We start from the raw sequence: 18,888 nt of genomic DNA, 5'->3' as shown, positions 1-18,888 counted from the left end.
GAACTAGCTTCTTATGTGCGCTGCAGCAAATTAATGAGCGGGCGGATCCCCCAGTTGCTTTTTAGCCGGGATCCCAGGGCAAGACGGACGGACCCTTCGCGATCGCTAGTAAGCGGATTGTTGCTTCAATTGCGCGATCGTTGGACGGCCTGCCGCCATAGTTAGAGTAAGAGTTGAAGAAATTTTTGGGTACCGGCAGCGCGTCGGTGATCGCTGCTGCAATGTTGCTTAGCGTGGGTGGATCGGGCCAGGCCTTGGCCCAGACGGTCAATAACCTTCCTGTCGTCCAGGCCGTGGTGAAAACCACGTCGGATGCGGCCGCGGTGATCGCGCCGACGGCAGTTCCCACGCCTTCAGTCGCGAGTGTCGCGGCCGATGTCGCCACACAAGCAAGCTTCCTGCAGCGCAACGGCTGGCCGCTCTACGCGCTGGTCGACAAGTTTGCCGCCGGCGAGCCTTTGAACGACCAGGCGAATTGCATCGCGGTCGCGGTTTATCACGAAGCGCGCGGCGAGAGTCTGGAAGGCCAGCTCGCGGTCGCCAAGGTCATCATGAACCGCGCGAAGTCGGGCAAATATCCGACCAGCTGGTGCGGCGTTGTGAAGCAGCCGTGGCAATTTTCCTTCGTGAACCCGCGCAGCGGAAACATGCCGTCGGTCGATCAGGCTTCGGCCTCATGGCGCAAGGCGCTGGGCGTGACCCGTCTCGCCGTTGCCGGCGCGGTCCAGAGCGTGCCGGAAGATTGCCTTTGGTATCACGCCGATTATGTAGCTCCGTCGTGGGGCCGGCGCCTGACTCGCGTCGAAAAGATCGGCGCTCACATCTTCTACCGCTCCTGATCCATCGGCTCGGCGCGCATAAGAGTCCTTCCGGCGTTAACTACGTTCACGGGGGATTCGCCTTTGGTCCGAACTCAAGCACCATCCCTTTCCAACACAAGGATTTTCCTTGTTGGGACGGGAGGCCTGGGGAGGTGCTGAAGATCCTGATCGTCGAGGACGATGTCCAGCTGGCGACGACTTTGAAATATCTGGTCGAAGATAATCCGCGTTACCGGGTTATCGCGACAGCCAATGATCTCGACAGCGCGGTCGCTGCCGCACAGGAACATCTTCCGGACCTTGCCCTCGTCGACCTGCGCCTGGCCCATGGAACGACCGGCTTCTCCGTGGCCGTGCGGATGGGCGATTTCGACATCCCCTGCTTTTTCATCACCGGCAAGGCGCCGGACTTCCCGATGCCCGACCTGGCATTGGGCTGCCTGATGAAGCCCTTCACCGCCGAGGATATCCACCGCAGCCTTGCCGCCGCGGAAGACATTATGCGCGGCCGCGAGGCCCTTAGACCGAAAATGCCGGTCAACCTCACCCTGTACGATAAGGTCGATGAGGATCCCGAGCAGCAGCCCGGCTTCATCCCCTCGAAACGCTCGCTGAAGACTCGTCTCGAACATTGGATTTCGGGGACTCAGCACTGAGAAAGGTCCTGCCCGACCTTCGACGTTCACGAGGATTAGGCAGGCCTGGTGTCCGGATGGTGTCGTCCGGGGGATGGGCCATCCGGGCACTTCCAACGCTATAGGCGCATGACGCCCTTGCGCGGTTCGCGCTGGCCGTACGTCTCTTCCGTGAGCCTCGCGCCGGCATCCAGCAAAGCCTGTCGGCGTCCCTCGATCGTCGTCGACAGCTGGATCATCTCCAGCTGGTGAAGCCGCTGGAACGCCGGGTGGCGCAATACCAGTTCGACAAAGGCAGCGGTCCTCGGCCAGCGAGCGGCGTCCGGGACGAAACCGGCATATGAGCCGTTCCGGAAGAAGCTGGCGATGGCGATATCGGCGATGCCGATTTCCCCGAACAGATAGCCATTGTCCGGCAGCTCGACCTCCAGATAATCAAGCGCTGCGGGAAGTTCGGTCGACAAGGTCCGCTCGATCCGCGCTTCATCGCCGGGCTCGTTCCAGACGCGAGGGTGGACCATCTTCGGATAGAAAAGGCCCCAGATGAATACGTCGCCCAGCCTCGTGTCGGCAAATTCCTCCAGCCACCGTGCCCTTGCGCGTTCCTTCGGCTCGACCGGCATCAGCTTCGGCTCGGGATATTGCTCGTCGAGATATTCGGCGATGACGCTGGAATCGGTGAGGACCATCCCGTCATCGATAAGAACCGGGATCCGGCACAGCGGGCTCAGGCGACGGAATTCGTCGTTTCCAAAGAATGGCGTGATCGGATCGACCTCATATTCGAGGCCCTTCAGCTCCATGCAAACCAGCACTTTGCGGACATAGGGACTGACGTAGCTACCGATGATTTTCATATGGTCGAGCATGCTCTTGCACGTTGTGGCCGTAAAGGGGCGCGGGAGCCTGTTGTGGTAACGCCGGAGTCGCGTTAGGGAGCCAACTACTTGCCCAGATTATTGATGGGCAGCAGCTTTACGGCTCTCAACATAGAGGGGGCTTGTGGATCCATTTGGTCGCCATCCGAGTTGCTTCCGCTCCACTCGCGTGGTGTCGCGGATTGCTCTAACGGCGACATCGATCCTCCTGCTTACCGCATGCAACCGCGGCATCCTTGATCCGGTCGGTCCCGTAGGGCAGGCCGAAAAGACCATCCTCATCAATTCCACGGCAATCATGCTGGCGATCATCATTCCAACGATGATCGCGACGGTGGCGATCGCCTGGTGGTTCCGCCGCGGCAACAAGAAAGCGACCTATCGCCCCGACTGGGAATATTCCGGCGCCATCGAGATGGTCGTCTGGGGCATCCCGTTACTGACGATCATGCTGCTCGGCGGGATTGCCTGGATCGGAAGCCACGATCTGGAACCGAGCAAGCCGCTCGCGTCCGCCAATCCACCGCTACGGGTCGAAGTCGTTTCGCTCGATTGGAAGTGGCTGTTCATCTACCCGGATCAGGGGATTGCGACCGTCAACCAGCTGGTTGTCCCGGAAAAGACGCCCGTCAGCTACCGGCTGACGTCGGCAACCGTGTGGAACGTCTTCTTCGTCCCGCAATTCGGAACGATGATCTACACCATGCCGCGGATGACGACCCAGCTGCACCTGCAGGCCGATCGTCCGGGGGTCTATGACGGACTATCAGCGCATTTCAGCGGTGATGGCTTCCCGGGCATGGAGTTCAAGGCCCAAGTGCTCCCGACCGACCAGTTTGCAACCTGGGCGCAAGGCTCCCGCGGTCAGGGCGGGGCGCTCGATGCGGCTTCCTACGCCGAACTCACCAAGCCAACCAGCTATGTAAAGCCGATGACCTACGGCACGGTTTCGCCCGGCCTGTTCGATGCGATCGTCGCCGACCGCGTCGATCAGCTCCATCTCCCTATCCCTCAAGCCGCTCCGTCCGTGGAGAAGGCTTCAGCGACGCCATCGGGGGGCTGAGTCATGCTGGGGAAGCTGAGCTGGGACGCGATCCCGTTCCACGATCCAATTCCGCTGATCACGTCGCTGGTTGTGATCCTGGCGGTGCTGGGCATCGGCATCTGGGTATGGCGCAAGGGATATTGGCCCGCGCTTTACCACGGCTACATCACGTCGACCGATCACAAGAAGATCGGGATCATGTACATCGTGCTGGCGCTGCTGATGCTGGTCCGCGGCTTCGCTGACGCGATCATGATGCGGCTCCAGCAGTCATTGGCGATCGGCGCGTCCCAAGGTTACCTGCCGCCCGAACATTATAACCAGATATTCTCCGCGCACGGCACGATCATGATCTTCTTCGTGGCGATGCCGTTCGTCATCGGCTTCATGAATTTCGTCGTGCCCTTGCAGCTCGGCGTGCGCGACGTCGCCTTCCCGACGATGAACAATGTCAGCTTCTGGCTGACGGCGTCCGGTGCGCTTCTGATCAACCTCAGCCTGTTCATCGGCGAGTTCGCCCGGACCGGCTGGCTTGCCTACCCACCGCTCAGCGAACTGGAATTCTCGCCCGGGGTCGGGGTCGATTATTATCTGGTGGCGCTACAGATATCCGGGGTCGGGACGGTGCTGACGGCCGTCAATTTCGTGACGACCATCCTGAAGACGCGCGCGCCCGGCATGTCGTACCTGCGTATGCCGGTGTTCTGCTGGACGTCGCTTGCCGCCAACCTCATCATCCTCGCCGCTTTCCCGGTGCTGACCGTGACCTTGGCCCTGCTGATGCTCGACCGGTACATGGGCTTCCACTTCTTCACCAATGACGGTGGCGGCAACTCGATGCTCTACATGAACCTCATTTGGGTATGGGGGCATCCGGAGGTCTACATCCTCGTCCTCCCGGCATTCGGCATCTATTCGGAGGTGGCCGCGACCTTCTCCGGCAAGCCCTTGTTCGGCTACCGCTCGATGGTCTTCGCGACCATGGTCATTTGCATCGTCTCGCTGATGGTCTGGCTGCACCATTTCTTCACCATGGGGGCAGGCGCGAACATCAACGCCATCTTCGGCATCGCCAGCATGATCATCGGCATCCCGACGGGGGTGAAGATCTACAATTGGCTGTTCACCATGTACGGCGGCCGGGTCCGCTTCACTGTGCCGATGTACTACCTCATCGGCTTCATGCTGACCTTCGTCGGCGGCGGGCTGACCGGCGTGCTGCTAGCCATCCCGCCGGTCGATTTCGTCGTTCACAACAGCCTGTTCCTGGTCGCCCACTTCCACCATGTGATTATCGGCGGCGTCGTATTCGCACTGATGGCCGGCTACACCTACTGGTTCCCCAAGGCATTCGGGTTCACGCTCGACGAGCGGCTCGGCAAGATGATCTTCTGGTGCTGGTTTATCGGCTTCCATCTCGCCTTCATGCCGCTCTACGTGCTTGGGCTTTGGGGCGGCACGAGGCGGATGCAACACATCTCCGATCCGAGCTGGGCGCCGTGGCTCAACGTCGCGCTGCTCGGCGCAGTGATCATCGGCGTCGGAATCGTGCTGACGGTCGTGCAGCTCCTCTATTCGATCAAGACCCGCGAACAGCGGCTCGACGTCACCGGCGACCCCTGGGATGGCCGGACGCTGGAGTGGCTAACCCTGTCGCCGCCGCCGCACTATAACTTCGCGGTGCTGCCTGACGTCCATGGCGAGGAGGCCTATTGGATCCGCAAGCAGACCGCGATCAAGCAGGACGCCTTGATCGACGAGCCGGATTATCAGCCCATTGAAATGCCGATCGACACGCCGACCGGCGTCATCTGCGCATTCTTCGCCTCTCTCTGCGGTTTTGCCGTCATCTGGCACATCTGGTGGCTTGCGATCCTCGGGCTCGTCGGGGCCTTCGCCGTGTTCGTATGGTATGCGTGGCAGGACGAACATGAGCATATCATCCCGGTCGAGGAAGTGCGGGCGAACGCTCGCGAGCGGCGCCGCATCCGCATGGAGCATCTTCACTCATTGAGCCAATCGACATGAGCACCGAAGTCGCCACGATTGGCCTTACCCACGGGGCCTCCGAAGATACCGGCCTCGGCCACCGCGGCCCGGAATCGAAAAGCATCGTCGTTCCCTACGGCTTCTGGCTGTTCGTCCTGTCAGACATGGTGCTGTTCTCGGCCCTGTTCGCGACCTATGCGACCTTAACCAATGCCACCGACGGCGGGCCGACCAGCAATCAGCTGTTCGACCGCAACCTCGTCGCGATCGAAACGCTGGCGCTCCTCATTTCCAGCTTCACTTGCGGCCTCGCGATGATCGCCGCCAAGCGCAAGAACATGGCCTGGACCCAGATCTGGCTGCTGGTGACCGGCCTGCTCGGCGCCGTCTTCCTGTTTATCGAACTTTACGAGTTCGCGACGATGGTCGGCGAAGGGGCAGGGCCGCAGCGAAGCGCCTTCCTGTCCGCCTTCTTCACGCTGGTCGGCTGCCACGGCGCCCATGTCACCGCGGGCCTGCTCTGGATCGGCACGATGATGGCGCAGCTATGGGCCAAGGGATTTCGCGAGCACATCATGCGCCGGCTCTTGTGCCTTAGCGTGTTCTGGCACGCGCTGGACATCATCTGGGTCGCCATTTTCACCATCGTCTACCTGATCGGGACATTGCCATGACCGAAATCGATCCCGAACAAAATGTCGCGCCGGGTGAGCCGCACAGCAATATCCTCAGCGAAACGACCGCCTATGTCATCGGCCTGGCGCTGGCGCTTGGCCTGACGGCGGTATCCTTCTGGGTCGCCTCGACCTCCTCGCTCTGGGGTCCCGGGGTCGCGGTCGGCCTGGTCGTGCTCGCCATCGCCCAGATGGGCGTGCACCTGGTCTTCTTCCTCCACATCACCAGCGGCCCCGATAATACCAACAATGTGCTGGCCTTGGCGTTCGGCGTGCTCGTCGTTTTCCTGGTAATGATCGGAACCATCTGGATCATGGGGCATATGAACGACAATATGATGCCGGGTCCGGAGATTACGAACCTCCAGATGCAGCATTGAGTGCCGATTTAAGGGGTGGGGGATGCCATTGTTGGAAGAAACGCCGTCGAAACCGCTGGTCCAGCGCCTGGGCTGGATCGCGCTGGTCTGGGTCGCATCGGTAATAGCGCTGGCGATCGTCGCCTGGCTGATCCGGATGATCGCGCTGTAGGGATTATTTTTGCAGCGCCTCGAGCCAAACCGTCCCCCGGACGGTTTTCAAGGCGCTGGATGCCCGACGTGGATTCGAACCACGATTGACGGAGTCAGAGTCCGTAGTCTTACCATTAGACGATCGGGCAATCGCTTGCCGGGCGGGCAGATATAAACCCCGGCCCCGAGTGTCAACGCCAACCGGCCTATTTCCAAGCCGTTGCGCCCGGTTGCTTCCAAAACCTCATTCAGGTTAAGTTGGATCCAAGTCAGCCGTCGGTATTCCCCGGCGGTGAAGGATAGAATGGGTGTGTGTATGGCGCAGCAAGTCGCCAGTACGCCGAGTCCGAGTTTCAGTGGACCGGCAGGCGGAAATCCGCCAGTCCCCAGGAGGGGACATCATCGCGACATCTATGGTGCTTTGGACCTCGGCACGAACAATTGCCGGCTCCTGATTGCGCGGCCGAGCGAGGGCGGTTTCACCGTCCTCGACGCATTTTCGCGCATCGTCAGGCTGGGCCACGGCCTGTCGACGCGCGGCAAGCTGAGCCAGGAATCGATGGACCGGTCAGTCGAGGCATTGGCGATCTGCGCCGACAAGCTTCGCCGCCGTCACGTAACGCTCGCCCGCTCCGTCGCGACGGAGGCCTGTCGCCGCGCCGTCAACGGCCGCGAATTCGTCGCCCGGGTGAAGCGGGAAACCGGGATCGCGCTTGAAATCATCTCCCCGCAGGAAGAGGCGCGGCTGGCCGTCCTTGGCTGCCATAAGCTGCTGGAACCTGGCGATGGCCCGGCCCTCATCTTCGACATCGGCGGCGGATCGACCGAGCTGGTGCTGGTCGAGCAGGGCGAAACTGCGCCGCGCATCCGCGCCTGGTGGTCGGCGCCATGGGGCGTAGTCTCGCTGACCGAAAGCGAAGGCCGCGAAGCGATCGAGGGCAAGGATCGGGTGCTGGCCTATGGCCGCATGCGCGAACGGGTATTCCGGAGCTTCGCCCATTTCGTCGAAATGCTGCCGGATGACCGCGAAAACGTCCGGCTGCTCGGCACCAGCGGGACAGTGACGACGCTCGCCAGCGTCCACCTAGCGCTTCCGGCCTATGACCGCCGGCTGATCGACGGCTTGCATGTGCCGGTCGGCGATATGCGGCGGATATCGACCATGATCGCGGAAATGGATTTCACGGAGCGCAGCGGACTTCCATGCATCGGCACGGAACGGGCGGACATGGTCGTCGCGGGCTGTGCCATCCTGGAAGCGATCCTCGACATCTGGCCGGCGGAAACGCTTGGCATCGCCGATCGCGGAATCCGTGAGGGGATCCTCCGGTCGCTCATGGCTCGCGACGGATATCAGTTGTGAGCCGAAGCGGGCAGGGGCCGAAGCAAAGGCTGAAGACGGCAAAGGGTCGCAAGGTCAGCTCAACCCGCTGGCTGGAGCGGCAGCTCAACGATCCTTACGTCAAGCGCGCCAAGGCCGAAGGCTATCGCAGCCGCGCGGCCTACAAGCTGCTGGAGCTCGACGAGAAATTTGGCCTTCTGAAGGGCCTCAAGGCGGTCGTCGACCTCGGCATCGCTCCGGGCGGGTGGAGCCAGGTAGTGCGCCGCCGGTCCCCACAGGCGGCGGTCGCCGGAATCGACCTGCTGCCAACCGATCCAATCGACGGCGTCGCGATCCTCCAGATGGATTTCATGGACGACGAGGCTCCAGCCCGGCTGAGGGAAGCGCTCGGCGTCGAACATGCGGATCTCGTTATGTCCGACATGGCCGCCAACACGGTGGGACATCCGCAAACCGACCATTTGCGGACCATGGCCCTGGTTGAAGCCGGAATGGAGTTTGCGACCGAAGTTCTCCGGCCCGGCGGCGCCTACGTCGCCAAGGTGCTCGCGGGAGGCGCGGACAATAATCTCGTCGCCGCGTTGAAGCGGCATTTTACCACCGTGAAGCACGCCAAGCCGCCGGCGAGCCGCAAGGATTCCTCGGAATGGTATGTGATCGCGCAAGGGTTCAAGGGAACGCCGCCAAGCTCGGGCGAGTGACCTTCCGGATCTTTTAGAGCCGCAACCCGATCCTAGGCCCCGCCCAAATCATCAAGCTGTAGAGCGCGATCGTCAGCACGCATCCCGCCGCAAGGGACAGCCAGAAACCGAAGCCATGACGCAGCATGGCCGGAATCAGAAGGAACATCGGCAGGGAAGGCAGGACGAACCAGAATGTCGCTTCGGCATGGGACGCCATATTAGCGGTGTCCGGCTTGTCGCGCCAAAGCCAGACCATGCCGAGGACGGACACCAGGGGCAGCGACGCAATGAGGCCGCCAAACCCGGGATAGCGCTTCGCCACTTCCGAGATGATGGCAATCAGGATGCCCGAAAGGGCGGCCTTGATGGCAAGGTACAGCATTGCAACTTGCTGGCACGCCCGGAGCTTGGCGGCAATGGCGGCGTCGAATGAAGAAGCTGAACGTCAGCTCTTGTCGCGAGCTGCCTTCACCGCTTCCTTGAGACCATCATATCCGACCGCGGCATTGATCACCCGATCCCCGATCACGAACAGCGGCGTTCCGGTCGCCCCAAGCTGGCTGGCAAGGGTCATATTGGCCTTCAGCTCCGCTTCCTGCGCCGGATCCTCGGTCGGCTGGGCCGGAACGCCGGCGGCGCGGGCGGCGAGCGCGATCGTCTCCGGACCTGGCCGGCCGGCGGCATAGAGCGCGTCGTGATAGGCGGCGAACTTGCCCGCCTTGGACGCCGCCAGGCTCACCCGTGCCGCCGCGACGCTGTCGGGCCCGAGGATCGGCAGCTCGCGGTATACGACGCGAAGGCCCTTGTCTTCCTTCAGCAACCGCTCGATGTCCGGATTGCTCTGCCGGCAATAACCGCAGGCATAATCGTAGAAATAAGTGAGCGTCACCTCAGGCTTTTCAGCGCCCTTCCAGCTGGAATGGAACGGACGTTCGATCGAGGCGCGGATCGGACTCAGTGTCTCGGCATGTTGCCGGTCGCGAAGCGCATTGCCCGCGTCGATCAGCATTTCCGGATTGGCAATCAGGGCATCGCGAACCAATCGGTCGCCAAACAGCGACGGGCCGGCGAGAAGCAGGGTTCCGGCGGTCAGCGCTGCTCCGACGACCCCACCCGCGACAGCTGCAATCCACGGCCTACTATTGCTCTGGGTCACGTCGTCTCTTGTCCTTCTTCAGCGCATTTTCCGACACCATGGCGATATCCTGCGCCCGAATATAGTCCGGCGTTCCCTGGGGAAGCCCCGCCATGGCCATTCGGGCGCTCGACAGTGCCAGCTTGTTGTTGCCCTGCAAATTGTTGCGCTCCGCCGTCGCAAGCGCAGCCCGAGGCTGGTCGCCCTCCCGGTCGTAGACGATCCCCAGCTGGTACCAGGCAAAGGGATTGTCATTGTCGCGATTGACGGCCGTCTTCAGCACCTGCTTCGCTTCGGCGAATTGCTTAGCGTCTTCCGACGCGATCAGGGCGTGGCCAAGCATCACCGCGATCATCGGCATGTCGGGCGCATTGGCGACTGCCTTGCGAAGCGGCGCGATCGCCTCGTTGGGCCGGCCGCTTTCGAGCAGGATCTGTCCCTTCAGTTCGAGGAAGAACGGGTCCTCAGGGTTGGTCGCCAGCAGGGCATCCGCTTCCGCATTGGCCTTATCGGGATAGGCACCCAGATGGTAGGCATAGGCCCGGGCATAGTGGGCGGGGACGCTCTGGTCCGACTCCGGATAGCGTTTGACCGCTTCCGTCGGCGTGACGAAGCCGATCAACTTGGCCTTCACACGCTGGAAACGAGCCTCGAGCGCCGGATCGGTCTTCCGGTTCCAGGCCGGATCCTTCTGATAGATCTCGCTCAGCGCGGCGATGCGCTCGCTGGATAGCGGGTGGGTCCGATTATAGCTGTCCTTGGCGAAGACCGCGAGGCGATACTCCTGGTTCTGCAGCTTCTTGAAGAATTCGATGCTGCCACGGCCACTGATGCCGGCCTTCGACAAATATTGTGCGCCGGCCTGGTCGGCACTGGCCTCCTGCGCCCTGGTAAAGGACAGGAAACTGCCCATGGCTGCCTGCTGGCCCGCTGCCATGATGCCCATCCCGGCCTCGCCGGCGCCGACTGCCATCGCCGCAGCGCCCAGGACCAGGCTCAGGATAGAGATGGCTGTCGATTTCCCGACGCCCTCATAGATGCGAATTGCGTGCCCGCCGGCGACGTGGCCCAGTTCGTGGCCGATGACCCCCTGCAACTGGTTGACGTTGTCCGCGGTCGTCAGAAGGCCGCTGTGGATATAGACGACCTGGCCTTGCGCGACGAAGGCGTTGATCTCGCCATCCTTGACCAGCACGACCTTCACGCTCTTGCGGTCGAGCCCGGCGGCATCGATCAGCGGGTCGCTGATGTCCTTGAAGAGAAGCTCGGTTTCACTGTCGCGGAGGATTTCCTGCGCCATGGCCGGCCGGGCGGCGGCGAAGAACAGCAGGAGGCCAGCCATCAACAGCCGGAGAAGGCGGGTCATGCCCCGCTCTCCCATCGATTGCCTGAACGGGCGATGAAATTCGGGTCCTTCGAGACGAGGCTTCGGCAGGCTCAGCGCCTCCTCAGGACGAACGGAGTTCAAAGTAACTACCGATCGTCCTGAGGAGGCATCGAGCTATGTCGAGATGCCGTCTCGAAGGGCCGCATACTTAACCGAAGGTTCGCTGCCACCAGCCGCGGCGCGGCTCTCCGGGGGCATCTTCGTTGCTCGGCTCGGGCGTTGCGGCGGCCTTGGATGCCGGCTTTGCCTCGACCGGCGCGTCCTCGGGCTTCTTCTTGGCCCGGCTCTTGCGCTTCGGCTTCTCTTCCGCGGCAGGCTCTACCTCAACACTCTCCTCGACAGGAGTTGCTACTTCGACCGGCTGTTCGGCGGGAGCCGCTTCCGTCTCGCTGGCCTCTTCGACCTTCTTGCGGGCGCGGGGCCGCCGGCGGGTCTTGGGCTTGTCGTCGGCCTCAGCCTCCGGTTCGGCCACGGCTTCGGCAGGAGCTTCCTCCTCGGCGATCGGAAGGTCTGCCATCGGCGCCTCGTCGGGTGCGATATCGCTCGGCTCGTCCGTCCGGGCTTCGCCCTTGCTGCGGCGATTGCGCCCGCCGCGACGGCTGCGGCGCTTCGGCTTCTCGCCTGCTTCCTCAGCCCCAAGTTCTTCGGCCTCAGGTGCCTCGTCCGCGACCTCGGGAAGCTCGTCGGCGGACTCGGCAGCTGCCTCCTCGCCCTGTTCGCCATCCCGGCGACGTCCGCGACCACCGCGGCGACGACGGCGGCGGCGGCGGCGGCTGCCATCTTCGCCTTCGCCTTCGTCGTCGCGCTCGGCGCGTTCGGCCCGCTCTTCGGCTTCCTCGGCTTCCAGATCCTCTTCAGGCAGATAATCGTCTTCTTCGTCGACGATGACCGGCGCGATCGGCAAGCGCTCACGAGGCTGCGGACGTGCACCGCTGCTTTCGACGGTCATACGCGCGCCTTCGAAGGCCTCTTCGATGGCGATTTCGACGGTGACGCCGTAGCGATCCTCGATTTCGGCCAGTTCGCCGCGCTTCTTGTTGAGGACGTAAATCGCGGCCTCGCTTCCCGCGCGGAGCATGATCCGCTCGCCGCGTCCGCGGGCAGCCTCATCCTCGATGATTCGAAGCGCGCTAAGGCCGGCCGACGAAGCGGTCCGCATCAGGCCGGTGCCTTCGCAATGCGGGCAAGCCTTGGTCGAAGCTTCGAGAACGCCGGTGCGGAGCCGCTGGCGGCTCATCTCCATCAGGCCGAAGCTCGAGATGCGGCCGACCTGGATGCGGGCGCGATCGTTCTTCAGCGCCTCCTTCATCGCCTTCTCGACCTTACGGACATGGCTCGACTGTTCCATGTCGATGAAGTCGATGACAACGAGGCCGGCCATGTCGCGCAACCGGAGCTGGCGGGCGATTTCTGCTGCCGCCTCGAGGTTAGTGGCGAATGCCGTCTGCTCGATATTATGCTCGCGGGTCGACCGGCCGGAGTTGATGTCGATCGATACCAGCGCCTCGGTCGGGTTGATCACCAGGTAACCGCCCGACTTCAGCTGGACGATCGGCTGGTACATCGCCGTCAGCTGGTCTTCGACGCCGTAACGCTGGAAGATCGGCGTCGGATCGCTGTACTGCTTCACCCGGCGGACGTGGCTCGGCATCAGCAACTTCATGAAGCCGCGGGCCGCCTTATAGCCTTCGTCGCCCTCAACCACGACTTCGTCGATCTCGCGATGGTAAAGGTCGCGGATCGCGCGCTTGATGAGGTCGCTGTCGCGATAGATGAGTGCCGGTGCCGACGAAGAGAGGGTGCGCTCGCGCACCTCGTCCCACAGCCGGGCGAGATAATCGAAGTCGCGCTTGATCTCGACCTTGGTCCTCTGGAGGCCCGCAGTGCGGACGATGAGGCCCATCGTCGACGGAAGCTTCAGGTCGTTGATGACCGACTTCAGCCGCTTGCGGTCGGCGCCGTTCGAGATCTTCCGGCTGATGCCGCCGCCGTGCGACGTATTGGGCATCAGCACGCAGTAGCGGCCGGCGAGGCTCAGATAGGTGGTCAGCGCCGCACCCTTGTTGCCGCGCTCTTCCTTGACGACCTGCACCAGCAGCACCTGGCGGCGCTGGATGACGTCCTGGATCTTGTAGCGGCGACGCAGGGCCTGGCGCTTCTTGCGAAGCTCCTCGGCGGCGCTTTCGTCGACCGGGGACCGGGCCGAGCCCGTTCCAACTTCGGCGGCTTCTTCGCCCTCGGCTTCGGGATCGCCCGAATACTCGCCGTTATCGTCGGCATCCTCGACGTCATCGTCGCCATATTCCGCCGAGCGAAGACGCTCCTCCTCGGCGGCATGCTCGGCTTCCTCGGCCAACAGCGCGTCGCGGTCGGCCTTCGGGATCTGATAATAGTCGGGATGGATTTCGCTGAAGGCCAGGAAGCCGTGGCGGTTTCCACCATAATCGACGAACGCCGCCTGCAGCGACGGTTCGACGCGGGTGACCTTGGCTAGATAAATATTACCCTTGAGCTGCTTGTGCTCCGCGGATTCGAAATCAAACTCCTCGATCCGGTTTCCCTTGGCGACGGCGACCCGGGTCTCCTCCGGGTGGCGCGCGTCGATTAGCATGCGCATTGACATTGAAAATTCTCCGGGCGCGCAGGCCGGCGGTTCGTTGCCGGCGGCGCGCGATAGTCTGGGCCACGGCCTGTTCGGCAATGGCGCGATGTTCGGAAACTGCATCTGCTGCATGATGCTTCGCGATCCTTGTCGCGATCGACGCGGCGCCACGCTCGTCACGGAGCATGGAACTGGCGTCTAATGGCATCATTCAGCGTCAACCTTGAATGCCGCTTCCTTGCAGGAGCGGCCATGTCGGTCCGAAAGTCGGAACGACAAGCCCGGTTAGCATCGGCCCCGCCGCGCCGCAACAGTTGCGCCAGTCAAAAATCTCCAAAGCATGTGCTTGGCGCATTGGCGCCGCTACCGTAACCTCAACATGGTGGAGCGTAGACGAACAATCGGCCTTGCGGTCGGGGCAGCTGTATTGGCCGCAGTCGGACTGTTGGTGATCGCTGCCGGCCGGGAGCGCACCGGCACGGTTAGCGACGCCTTGGCGATGGCGGGTGAGGCGCGCACCGGCCATGTCACGCTCGATATGCCGGAAGCCATTTCCGATGTTCGAGTTCGCGAAGCCAGGCTGCCCGGACGCCCCATCGTCCTCATCGACCCCGGCCACGGCGGCCGCGATCCCGGCGCTCCCGGCGTATCCGGCACCAGTCAGGAAAAGCAGCTGACCCTCGCCATGGCCAGCGAACTTGCGGACCTGCTGGAAGAGCGCGGCCGCGTCCGCGTCGCCCTGACGCGCGAGGACGACCGCTACCTCACCCTCGAACAGCGCGCCGGCATCGCCCGGAAACTCCAGGCCGGCCTGTTCCTCTCGCTCCACATGGACAGCGCGCCAAATCCGCTCGCTCGCGGCGCGACCATCTACTCCTTGTCGGACGTCGCCTCGAGTGCGGAGGCTGCCCGCTTCGCCCAGGCCGAAAACGGCAGCGACGGCGCGCTTTCCACCGAAACCGACGACAGCGTCCGAGCGCTGCTCGCCGACGTAGCCTTGCGCGAACAGATGGAAGCGTCGGCGGGCCTCGCCGAACGCCTCCTGCGCCGCGCCTCTGGCCGCCTCGAACTGCGTCCAAGGCCGCACCAGTTCGCGGCCTTCCACGTCCTGCGCCGCGCCGAAACGCCCGCGGTCCTCATCGAAGCCGGCTACATCAGCAATGCGGACGACGAAGCCAGGCTGATGACGAAGGAGGGACGGGCGCCACTCGTCTTGGCGTTGGCACAGGCGGTCGAGGCCGATCTCGCCTTGCGCAATCAGCGATAACTTCGCGGCTTCCGCTGGCGGCAGGAAGGGGCTAGATCACCGGCAGCAATGCAGTTCGCCAAGTTCCAGATTCCCGACCGCTTCCGTCTCCCCGACCTGGTCGCATTCAACCACCGCGTCCATCGGCGCTTCGACCCGTGGTTCGATGACAAATGGGTGCGCCGGGGCGCATGGGCGGCCATTGGCGGCCTGTTGTTCATGGCGCTGGTGTTCGTCTGGTTCGCGACTGGCCTTCCCAGTTCGGAGAAGCTGCTGGCCTATCAGCCGCCGCTCCCGACCAATGTCCGGGGCTATGAAGGCAACCCGGTCCAGACGTTCGCACGCGAACGCCGTGTCGAACTGGCATTCGACGAATATCCGCCGCTGGTCGTCAACGCCTTCATCTCCGCCGAAGACAAGACCTTCTTCAGCCATGGGGGAATCGACTATCCGGGCCTGGTCGGGGCCGTCTTCGACTATACGACAAAGTCGGTAACTGGCGGACGCGCCAAGGGCGGGTCGACCATCACCCAGCAGGTCGCCAAATATCTGCTTCAGGACGATGCATATGCGGTCAGCCGGAAAGTCCGGGAGATGATCCTTGCTTTCCGGCTCGAGGACACGCTCAGCAAGCAGCAGATCCTGGAGCTTTACCTCAACTCCATCTTCCTTGGCCGCAACGCCTATGGCGTGCAGGCCGCCAGCCGCGCCTATTTCGACAAGGACGTGGCCGATCTGACGCTTCCCGAGGCCGCCTATCTCGCGGTGCTGCCCAAGGCGCCAAGCAATTACGACCCGGTTCGCGCCACCGAGCGTGCCCTCGGCCGCCGCAACTATGTTCTGCGCGAGATGGTCAAGAACGGCTACATCACCGAGGAACAACGCGCCGCCGCCGCCGCGACCCCGCTCGGCACGATCCGTTATGGCAGCAGCGCCAAGTTCCGCGACCAGGGCGGCTATTTCATGGAAGAGGTCCGCCGCGACCTGATGAAGCGCTTTGGCGAGACCGCCGATGACGGCGCCAACAGCGTTTATGCCGGCGGACTATGGGTTCGGACCTCGATGGTGCCGAAGATGCAGGATGCCGCTGCCGAAGCGCTCCGCGAAGGTCTTGCGACATTCGACGGCGGCCGCGGCTGGCGCGATACCGGCCTCAGCATCGATGTCGACAATGACTGGCAGACCCAGCTCCGGGTCGCGGCCCTGGGAACGGGCTTCCCCGACTGGAAGAAAGCGGTGGTCCTGTCCAAGTCCAGCACCAGCGCACGGATCGGTTTTGCGGACGGTTCGACAGGCACCTTGGCCGAATCCGCCGCCCGCATGCCCAAGCGCGGCGGCGGCGGAACAGCCTACGAGAACATCCGCCCGGGCATGATCATCATCGTCAAGCAAATGGGCCTGAACAGCTACGCAATCCGCTCGATTCCCGAAGTCGGCGGCGGCTTCGTCGCGGAGGAAGTGCATACTGGCCGGGTCCTGGCAATGCAGGGTGGCTTCGACGTCGTCGGCTCGTCCTACAATCGCGCCACCCAGGCCAATCGGCAGCCGGGTTCGGCGTTCAAGCCGATCGTCTATGTGACCGCGCTTGAAAATGGCATGACCCCAGCATCGATCATCGTCGATGCGCCCTTCTGCGTCTGGCAGGGCGCGGGACTTGGCAACAAATGCTTCCGAAACTTCGATGGCAAATATTCAGGCCCCAAGACGATGCGCTGGGGCGTGGAGCAATCGCGCAACCTGATGACGATCCGCGCCGCCGCGCAGACGGGAATGGAACGCGTCGTGACCAATGCCTCGAAGCTTGGGGTTGGGGATTACGACCGCTACCTGTCGATCGCGCTGGGCGCTGGCGACACGACGGTCCTGAAACTGACCAACGCTTATGCCATCCTCGCCAACAACGGTCGGTCGGTAACCCCGACCCTGATCGACTATGTTCAGGACCGGAACGGCAAGGTGATCTTCCGTTCGGACAATCGTTGCCAGGTGATGGAGCCGGACAATGGCGGCGCCTGCAACTCCGTGGACTGGGATCGCAAGGCGATGCCGCGCCCGCCGTCCCGGCAGAAGCAGCTTCTCGACGCCCAGGCCGCCTACCAGATGGTTCATATCATGGAAGGCGTGATCGAACGGGGGACCGCAACGGTCCTGCGGGACCTGGATCGGCCGTTGTTCGGCAAGACGGGCACCACATCCGGCCCGACCAACGTCTGGTTCATCGGCGGCACGCCCGAAGTCGTGGCCGGCGTTTATATCGGATATGATCAGCCACGGCCGATGGGCCATGCCGCGCAGGGCGGGCGCGTGGCGGCACCGATCTTCAAGCAATTCGCACAGGTGGCCTTCAAGGACATGCCAAAGGTTCCCTTCGTAGCGCCGCCGGGCATTCGAATGGTCCGGATCGACCGCGCCAGTGGAAAGCGGGTGTTCGGCAGCTTCCCGACAGAGGTCGACCCGAAATCGTCCGTGATCTGGGAGGCCTTCCAGCCCGAAACGGAACCGCGACGGGCGTTCCGGCGAAGCCTCGACCTGGCCCGGGCGAGCGACCAGCCTGCCACTGGCAAGCCGGTGCGCCAGGTCGCGGCCCGCCGTGCAGCCCCGGCCCAGCCGCGCGCGCCCGCTGACAGCGCCGAATTCTTGCAAAGGCAGGGTGGCATCTACTAACTGCCGCTCAAATCCCGTCACCCCAGCGCAGGCTGGGGTCCATGTCGTTGGCCGGTTTCGTGTTTGCAAACGGGCTGGGCGACATGGATGCCAGCCTCCGCTGGCATGACGATTACCAGAGGAACATTGAAATGCGCGCCGAAGCGCAAGGCCATATCGACCAGATCAATGCAGCAACCGCACTGCTTCGCCGCTTCCTCGATTGGGACAAGGCGAACCGCCGGCTGCAGGATCTTAATGCCAAGGTCGAAGATCCGACCTTGTGGGACGACCCCAAGGCGGCTCAGGAAGTGATGCGCGAACGCCGCCGGCTGGAAGAAGCCATCGGCGCAACCCAGAAGATCGAGACCGAGCTCAAGGACACGGTCGAGCTCATAGAGATGGCGGAGCTGGAAGGCGACCAAGGCCTGGTCGACGACGGCGTGGCCGCCCTTGGCGAACTGGCCGAGCGGGCCGAGAGGGATAAGGTCGCTGCGCTGCTCGCCGGGGAGGCGGACGCCAACAACAGCTACATCGAAATCAACGCCGGTGCTGGCGGCACGGAAAGCAATGACTGGGCCGGGATGCTGCAGCGGATGTACAGCCGCTGGGCCGAGCGTCACGGGATGAAGGTGGAGCTTGTCGATTTCCACGCCGGCGAGCAGGCCGGGATCAAGTCCGCGACATTGCTCATCAAGGGCGAGAATGCCTACGGCAATCTGAAGGTCGAGGGCGGCGTCCACCGCCTGGTTCGCATCAGCCCCTACGACAGCTCCGCAAGGCGCCACACCAGTTTCGCATCGGTCTGGGTCTACCCGGAAGTCGACGACGATATCGATATCGAGATCAACGAGTCCGAGCTGCGCATCGACACCTATCGCGCGTCCGGCGCCGGCGGCCAGCACGTTAACACCACCGATAGCGCCGTTCGGATCACGCATATTCCAACCGGGATCGTGGTCGCCTGTCAGAACGAGCGCTCACAGCACAAGAACCGGGCACAGGCCTATAAGCAGTTGAAGGCGCGTCTTTATGAGGCGGAGCTTCAGAAACGCGAAGCGGAGGCAAATGCCGCCAATGCTGCCAAGACCGACATCGGTTGGGGCCACCAGATCCGCTCTTATGTCTTGCAGCCCTATCAGCTGGTGAAGGATCTTCGCACCGGCGTCACGTCGACGGCTCCAACCGACGTGCTCGACGGCGACCTGGACCGGTTCATGGCCGCCGCGCTGTCACAGCGCGTGACCGGCGAAAAGGTGGAAGTCGAGGATGTCGAATAGCGCGGGAGCCTTGAAA

General features: G+C 63.1%; 18 protein-coding genes and 1 tRNA gene. 13 read left to right on the top strand and 6 right to left on the bottom strand.

Features of this window, described 5'->3' with window-relative positions; translation table 11 throughout:
• Positions 1-173 precede the first annotated feature (173 nt).
• Both LZ496_RS13605 and LZ496_RS13600 read left to right on the top strand, forming a co-directional pair.
• Positions 174-839, top strand: a complete 666-nt coding sequence (locus LZ496_RS13605) for a cell wall hydrolase (RefSeq protein WP_249905267.1) — start codon at positions 174-176, stop codon at positions 837-839.
• A gap of 134 nt (positions 840-973) precedes the next feature.
• Positions 974-1,477 carry a response regulator gene (locus tag LZ496_RS13600; protein WP_249905266.1) on the top strand — a complete coding sequence of 168 codons (504 nt, stop codon included), beginning with the start codon at positions 974-976 and terminating at the stop codon, positions 1,475-1,477.
• 98 nt (positions 1,478-1,575) lie between these two features.
• Here LZ496_RS13600 and LZ496_RS13595 read toward each other — a convergent pair whose 3' ends face one another.
• A complete protein-coding gene (locus tag LZ496_RS13595; protein WP_249905265.1) occupies positions 1,576-2,313 on the bottom strand; it encodes a glutathione S-transferase family protein in 738 nt (245 codons plus the stop codon).
• Positions 2,314-2,506: 193 nt separating this feature from the next.
• On the opposite strand from LZ496_RS13595, the gene cyoA reads away from it, so the two are divergent.
• From cyoA to LZ496_RS13570, 5 genes are read left to right on the top strand one after another with little or no spacing between them, the layout of a single operon-like run.
• Positions 2,507-3,397 carry a ubiquinol oxidase subunit II gene (gene cyoA, locus LZ496_RS13590; RefSeq protein WP_249905264.1) on the top strand — a complete coding sequence of 297 codons (891 nt, stop codon included), beginning with the start codon at positions 2,507-2,509 and terminating at the stop codon, positions 3,395-3,397.
• A gap of 3 nt (positions 3,398-3,400) precedes the next feature.
• Positions 3,401-5,407: a cbb3-type cytochrome c oxidase subunit I gene (locus LZ496_RS13585; protein WP_249905263.1), complete on the top strand. Its 2,007-nt coding sequence runs from the start codon at positions 3,401-3,403 to the stop codon at positions 5,405-5,407.
• Positions 5,404-6,042, top strand: coding sequence for a cytochrome o ubiquinol oxidase subunit III (gene cyoC, locus LZ496_RS13580; protein WP_249905262.1), 639 nt, complete (start codon positions 5,404-5,406; stop codon positions 6,040-6,042). The genes LZ496_RS13585 and cyoC overlap by 4 nt, the downstream gene beginning before the upstream one ends.
• The gene (cyoD, locus tag LZ496_RS13575) at positions 6,039-6,422 is read left to right on the top strand and encodes a cytochrome o ubiquinol oxidase subunit IV (RefSeq protein ID WP_249905261.1); all 384 of its coding nucleotides are present in this window, start codon (positions 6,039-6,041) and stop codon (positions 6,420-6,422) included. The genes cyoC and cyoD overlap by 4 nt, the downstream gene beginning before the upstream one ends.
• 22 nt (positions 6,423-6,444) lie before the next feature.
• Positions 6,445-6,573, top strand: a complete 129-nt coding sequence (locus LZ496_RS13570; protein WP_249905260.1) for a DUF2474 domain-containing protein — start codon at positions 6,445-6,447, stop codon at positions 6,571-6,573.
• Positions 6,574-6,629: 56 nt separating this feature from the next.
• Here the strand turns inward: LZ496_RS13570 and LZ496_RS13565 are convergent.
• Positions 6,630-6,703 (bottom strand) — tRNA-Gln (locus tag LZ496_RS13565).
• A 167-nt stretch (positions 6,704-6,870) separates the two neighbouring features.
• On the opposite strand from LZ496_RS13565, the gene LZ496_RS13560 reads away from it, so the two are divergent.
• Together LZ496_RS13560 and LZ496_RS13555 are read left to right on the top strand one after the other, a co-directional pair.
• Positions 6,871-7,917, top strand: coding sequence for a Ppx/GppA phosphatase family protein (locus LZ496_RS13560; protein ID WP_249905259.1), 1,047 nt, complete (start codon positions 6,871-6,873; stop codon positions 7,915-7,917).
• Positions 7,914-8,597: an RlmE family RNA methyltransferase gene (locus tag LZ496_RS13555; protein ID WP_249905258.1), complete on the top strand. Its 684-nt coding sequence runs from the start codon at positions 7,914-7,916 to the stop codon at positions 8,595-8,597. The genes LZ496_RS13560 and LZ496_RS13555 overlap by 4 nt, the downstream gene beginning before the upstream one ends.
• Before the next feature lie 13 nt (positions 8,598-8,610).
• Here the strand turns inward: LZ496_RS13555 and LZ496_RS13550 are convergent, their stop codons facing one another.
• The 4 genes from LZ496_RS13550 to LZ496_RS13535 all read right to left on the bottom strand — a co-directional run bounded on the left by LZ496_RS13550 (position 8,611) and on the right by LZ496_RS13535 (position 13,712).
• Complete coding sequence (locus LZ496_RS13550) at positions 8,611-8,961, bottom strand: DUF3147 family protein (protein ID WP_249905257.1); 351 nt, start codon at positions 8,959-8,961, stop codon at positions 8,611-8,613.
• A gap of 63 nt (positions 8,962-9,024) precedes the next feature.
• Positions 9,025-9,735 carry a DsbA family protein gene (locus LZ496_RS13545; RefSeq protein WP_249905256.1) on the bottom strand — a complete coding sequence of 237 codons (711 nt, stop codon included), beginning with the start codon at positions 9,733-9,735 and terminating at the stop codon, positions 9,025-9,027.
• Entirely contained in the window at positions 9,719-11,080 is a 1,362-nt protein-coding gene (locus LZ496_RS13540; RefSeq protein ID WP_249905255.1) for a M48 family metalloprotease, read from the bottom strand. Before LZ496_RS13540 ends, LZ496_RS13545 begins: the two co-directional genes overlap by 17 nt.
• 169 nt (positions 11,081-11,249) lie before the next feature.
• Positions 11,250-13,712, bottom strand: coding sequence for an Rne/Rng family ribonuclease (locus tag LZ496_RS13535; protein ID WP_249905254.1), 2,463 nt, complete (start codon positions 13,710-13,712; stop codon positions 11,250-11,252).
• On the opposite strand from LZ496_RS13535, the gene LZ496_RS13530 reads away from it, so the two are divergent.
• The 4 genes from LZ496_RS13530 (at position 13,711) to prfB (ending at position 18,872) form a co-directional block, all read left to right on the top strand.
• Positions 13,711-13,905 (top strand): hypothetical protein, encoded by a 195-nt coding sequence (locus tag LZ496_RS13530; protein ID WP_249905253.1) that lies wholly within the window; start codon positions 13,711-13,713, stop codon positions 13,903-13,905. The two genes, LZ496_RS13535 and LZ496_RS13530, sit on opposite strands and share 2 nt — an antisense overlap.
• Positions 13,906-14,043: 138 nt before the next feature.
• Complete coding sequence (locus LZ496_RS13525) at positions 14,044-14,970, top strand: N-acetylmuramoyl-L-alanine amidase family protein (RefSeq protein WP_249905252.1); 927 nt, start codon at positions 14,044-14,046, stop codon at positions 14,968-14,970.
• A gap of 198 nt (positions 14,971-15,168) precedes the next feature.
• Positions 15,169-17,613, top strand: coding sequence for a penicillin-binding protein 1A (locus LZ496_RS13520; protein WP_249905318.1), 2,445 nt, complete (start codon positions 15,169-15,171; stop codon positions 17,611-17,613).
• A gap of 131 nt (positions 17,614-17,744) precedes the next feature.
• A complete protein-coding gene (prfB, locus tag LZ496_RS13515; RefSeq protein ID WP_249905317.1) occupies positions 17,745-18,872 on the top strand; it encodes a peptide chain release factor 2 in 1,128 nt (375 codons plus the stop codon).
• The last annotated feature ends 16 nt before the right edge of the window (positions 18,873-18,888 follow it).

The sequence above is a fragment of the Sphingomonas caseinilytica genome, from assembly GCF_023516455.1.
In the GTDB taxonomy this organism is placed as follows: domain Bacteria; phylum Pseudomonadota; class Alphaproteobacteria; order Sphingomonadales; family Sphingomonadaceae; genus Sphingomicrobium; species Sphingomicrobium caseinilyticum.
The sequence above is the reverse complement of the archived record's forward strand: the minus strand, read 5'-3'. Positions and strand labels throughout refer to the sequence as shown.

Excerpts from the sequence above, each read along its gene's own strand:
- LZ496_RS13530 (WP_249905253.1), top strand. The coding sequence starts at position 13,711 with ATGCGCATTGACATTGAAAATTCTCCGGGCGCGCAGGCCGGCGGTTCG.
- LZ496_RS13585 (WP_249905263.1), top strand. The coding sequence starts at position 3,401 with ATGCTGGGGAAGCTGAGCTGGGACGCGATCCCGTTCCACGATCCAATT.
- cyoC (WP_249905262.1), top strand. The coding sequence starts at position 5,404 with ATGAGCACCGAAGTCGCCACGATTGGCCTTACCCACGGGGCCTCCGAA.
- LZ496_RS13595 (WP_249905265.1), bottom strand. The coding sequence starts at position 2,313 with ATGAAAATCATCGGTAGCTACGTCAGTCCCTATGTCCGCAAAGTGCTG.
- LZ496_RS13520 (WP_249905318.1), top strand. The coding sequence starts at position 15,169 with ATGGCGCTGGTGTTCGTCTGGTTCGCGACTGGCCTTCCCAGTTCGGAG.
- LZ496_RS13525 (WP_249905252.1), top strand. The coding sequence starts at position 14,044 with ATGTGCTTGGCGCATTGGCGCCGCTACCGTAACCTCAACATGGTGGAG.
- LZ496_RS13540 (WP_249905255.1), bottom strand. The coding sequence starts at position 11,080 with ATGACCCGCCTTCTCCGGCTGTTGATGGCTGGCCTCCTGCTGTTCTTC.
- cyoD (WP_249905261.1), top strand. The coding sequence starts at position 6,039 with ATGACCGAAATCGATCCCGAACAAAATGTCGCGCCGGGTGAGCCGCAC.
- LZ496_RS13550 (WP_249905257.1), bottom strand. The coding sequence starts at position 8,961 with ATGCTGTACCTTGCCATCAAGGCCGCCCTTTCGGGCATCCTGATTGCC.
- LZ496_RS13560 (WP_249905259.1), top strand. The coding sequence starts at position 6,871 with ATGGCGCAGCAAGTCGCCAGTACGCCGAGTCCGAGTTTCAGTGGACCG.
- prfB (WP_249905317.1), top strand. The coding sequence starts at position 17,745 with ATGCGCGCCGAAGCGCAAGGCCATATCGACCAGATCAATGCAGCAACC.
- LZ496_RS13570 (WP_249905260.1), top strand. The coding sequence starts at position 6,445 with ATGCCATTGTTGGAAGAAACGCCGTCGAAACCGCTGGTCCAGCGCCTG.
- LZ496_RS13535 (WP_249905254.1), bottom strand. The coding sequence starts at position 13,712 with ATGCTAATCGACGCGCGCCACCCGGAGGAGACCCGGGTCGCCGTCGCC.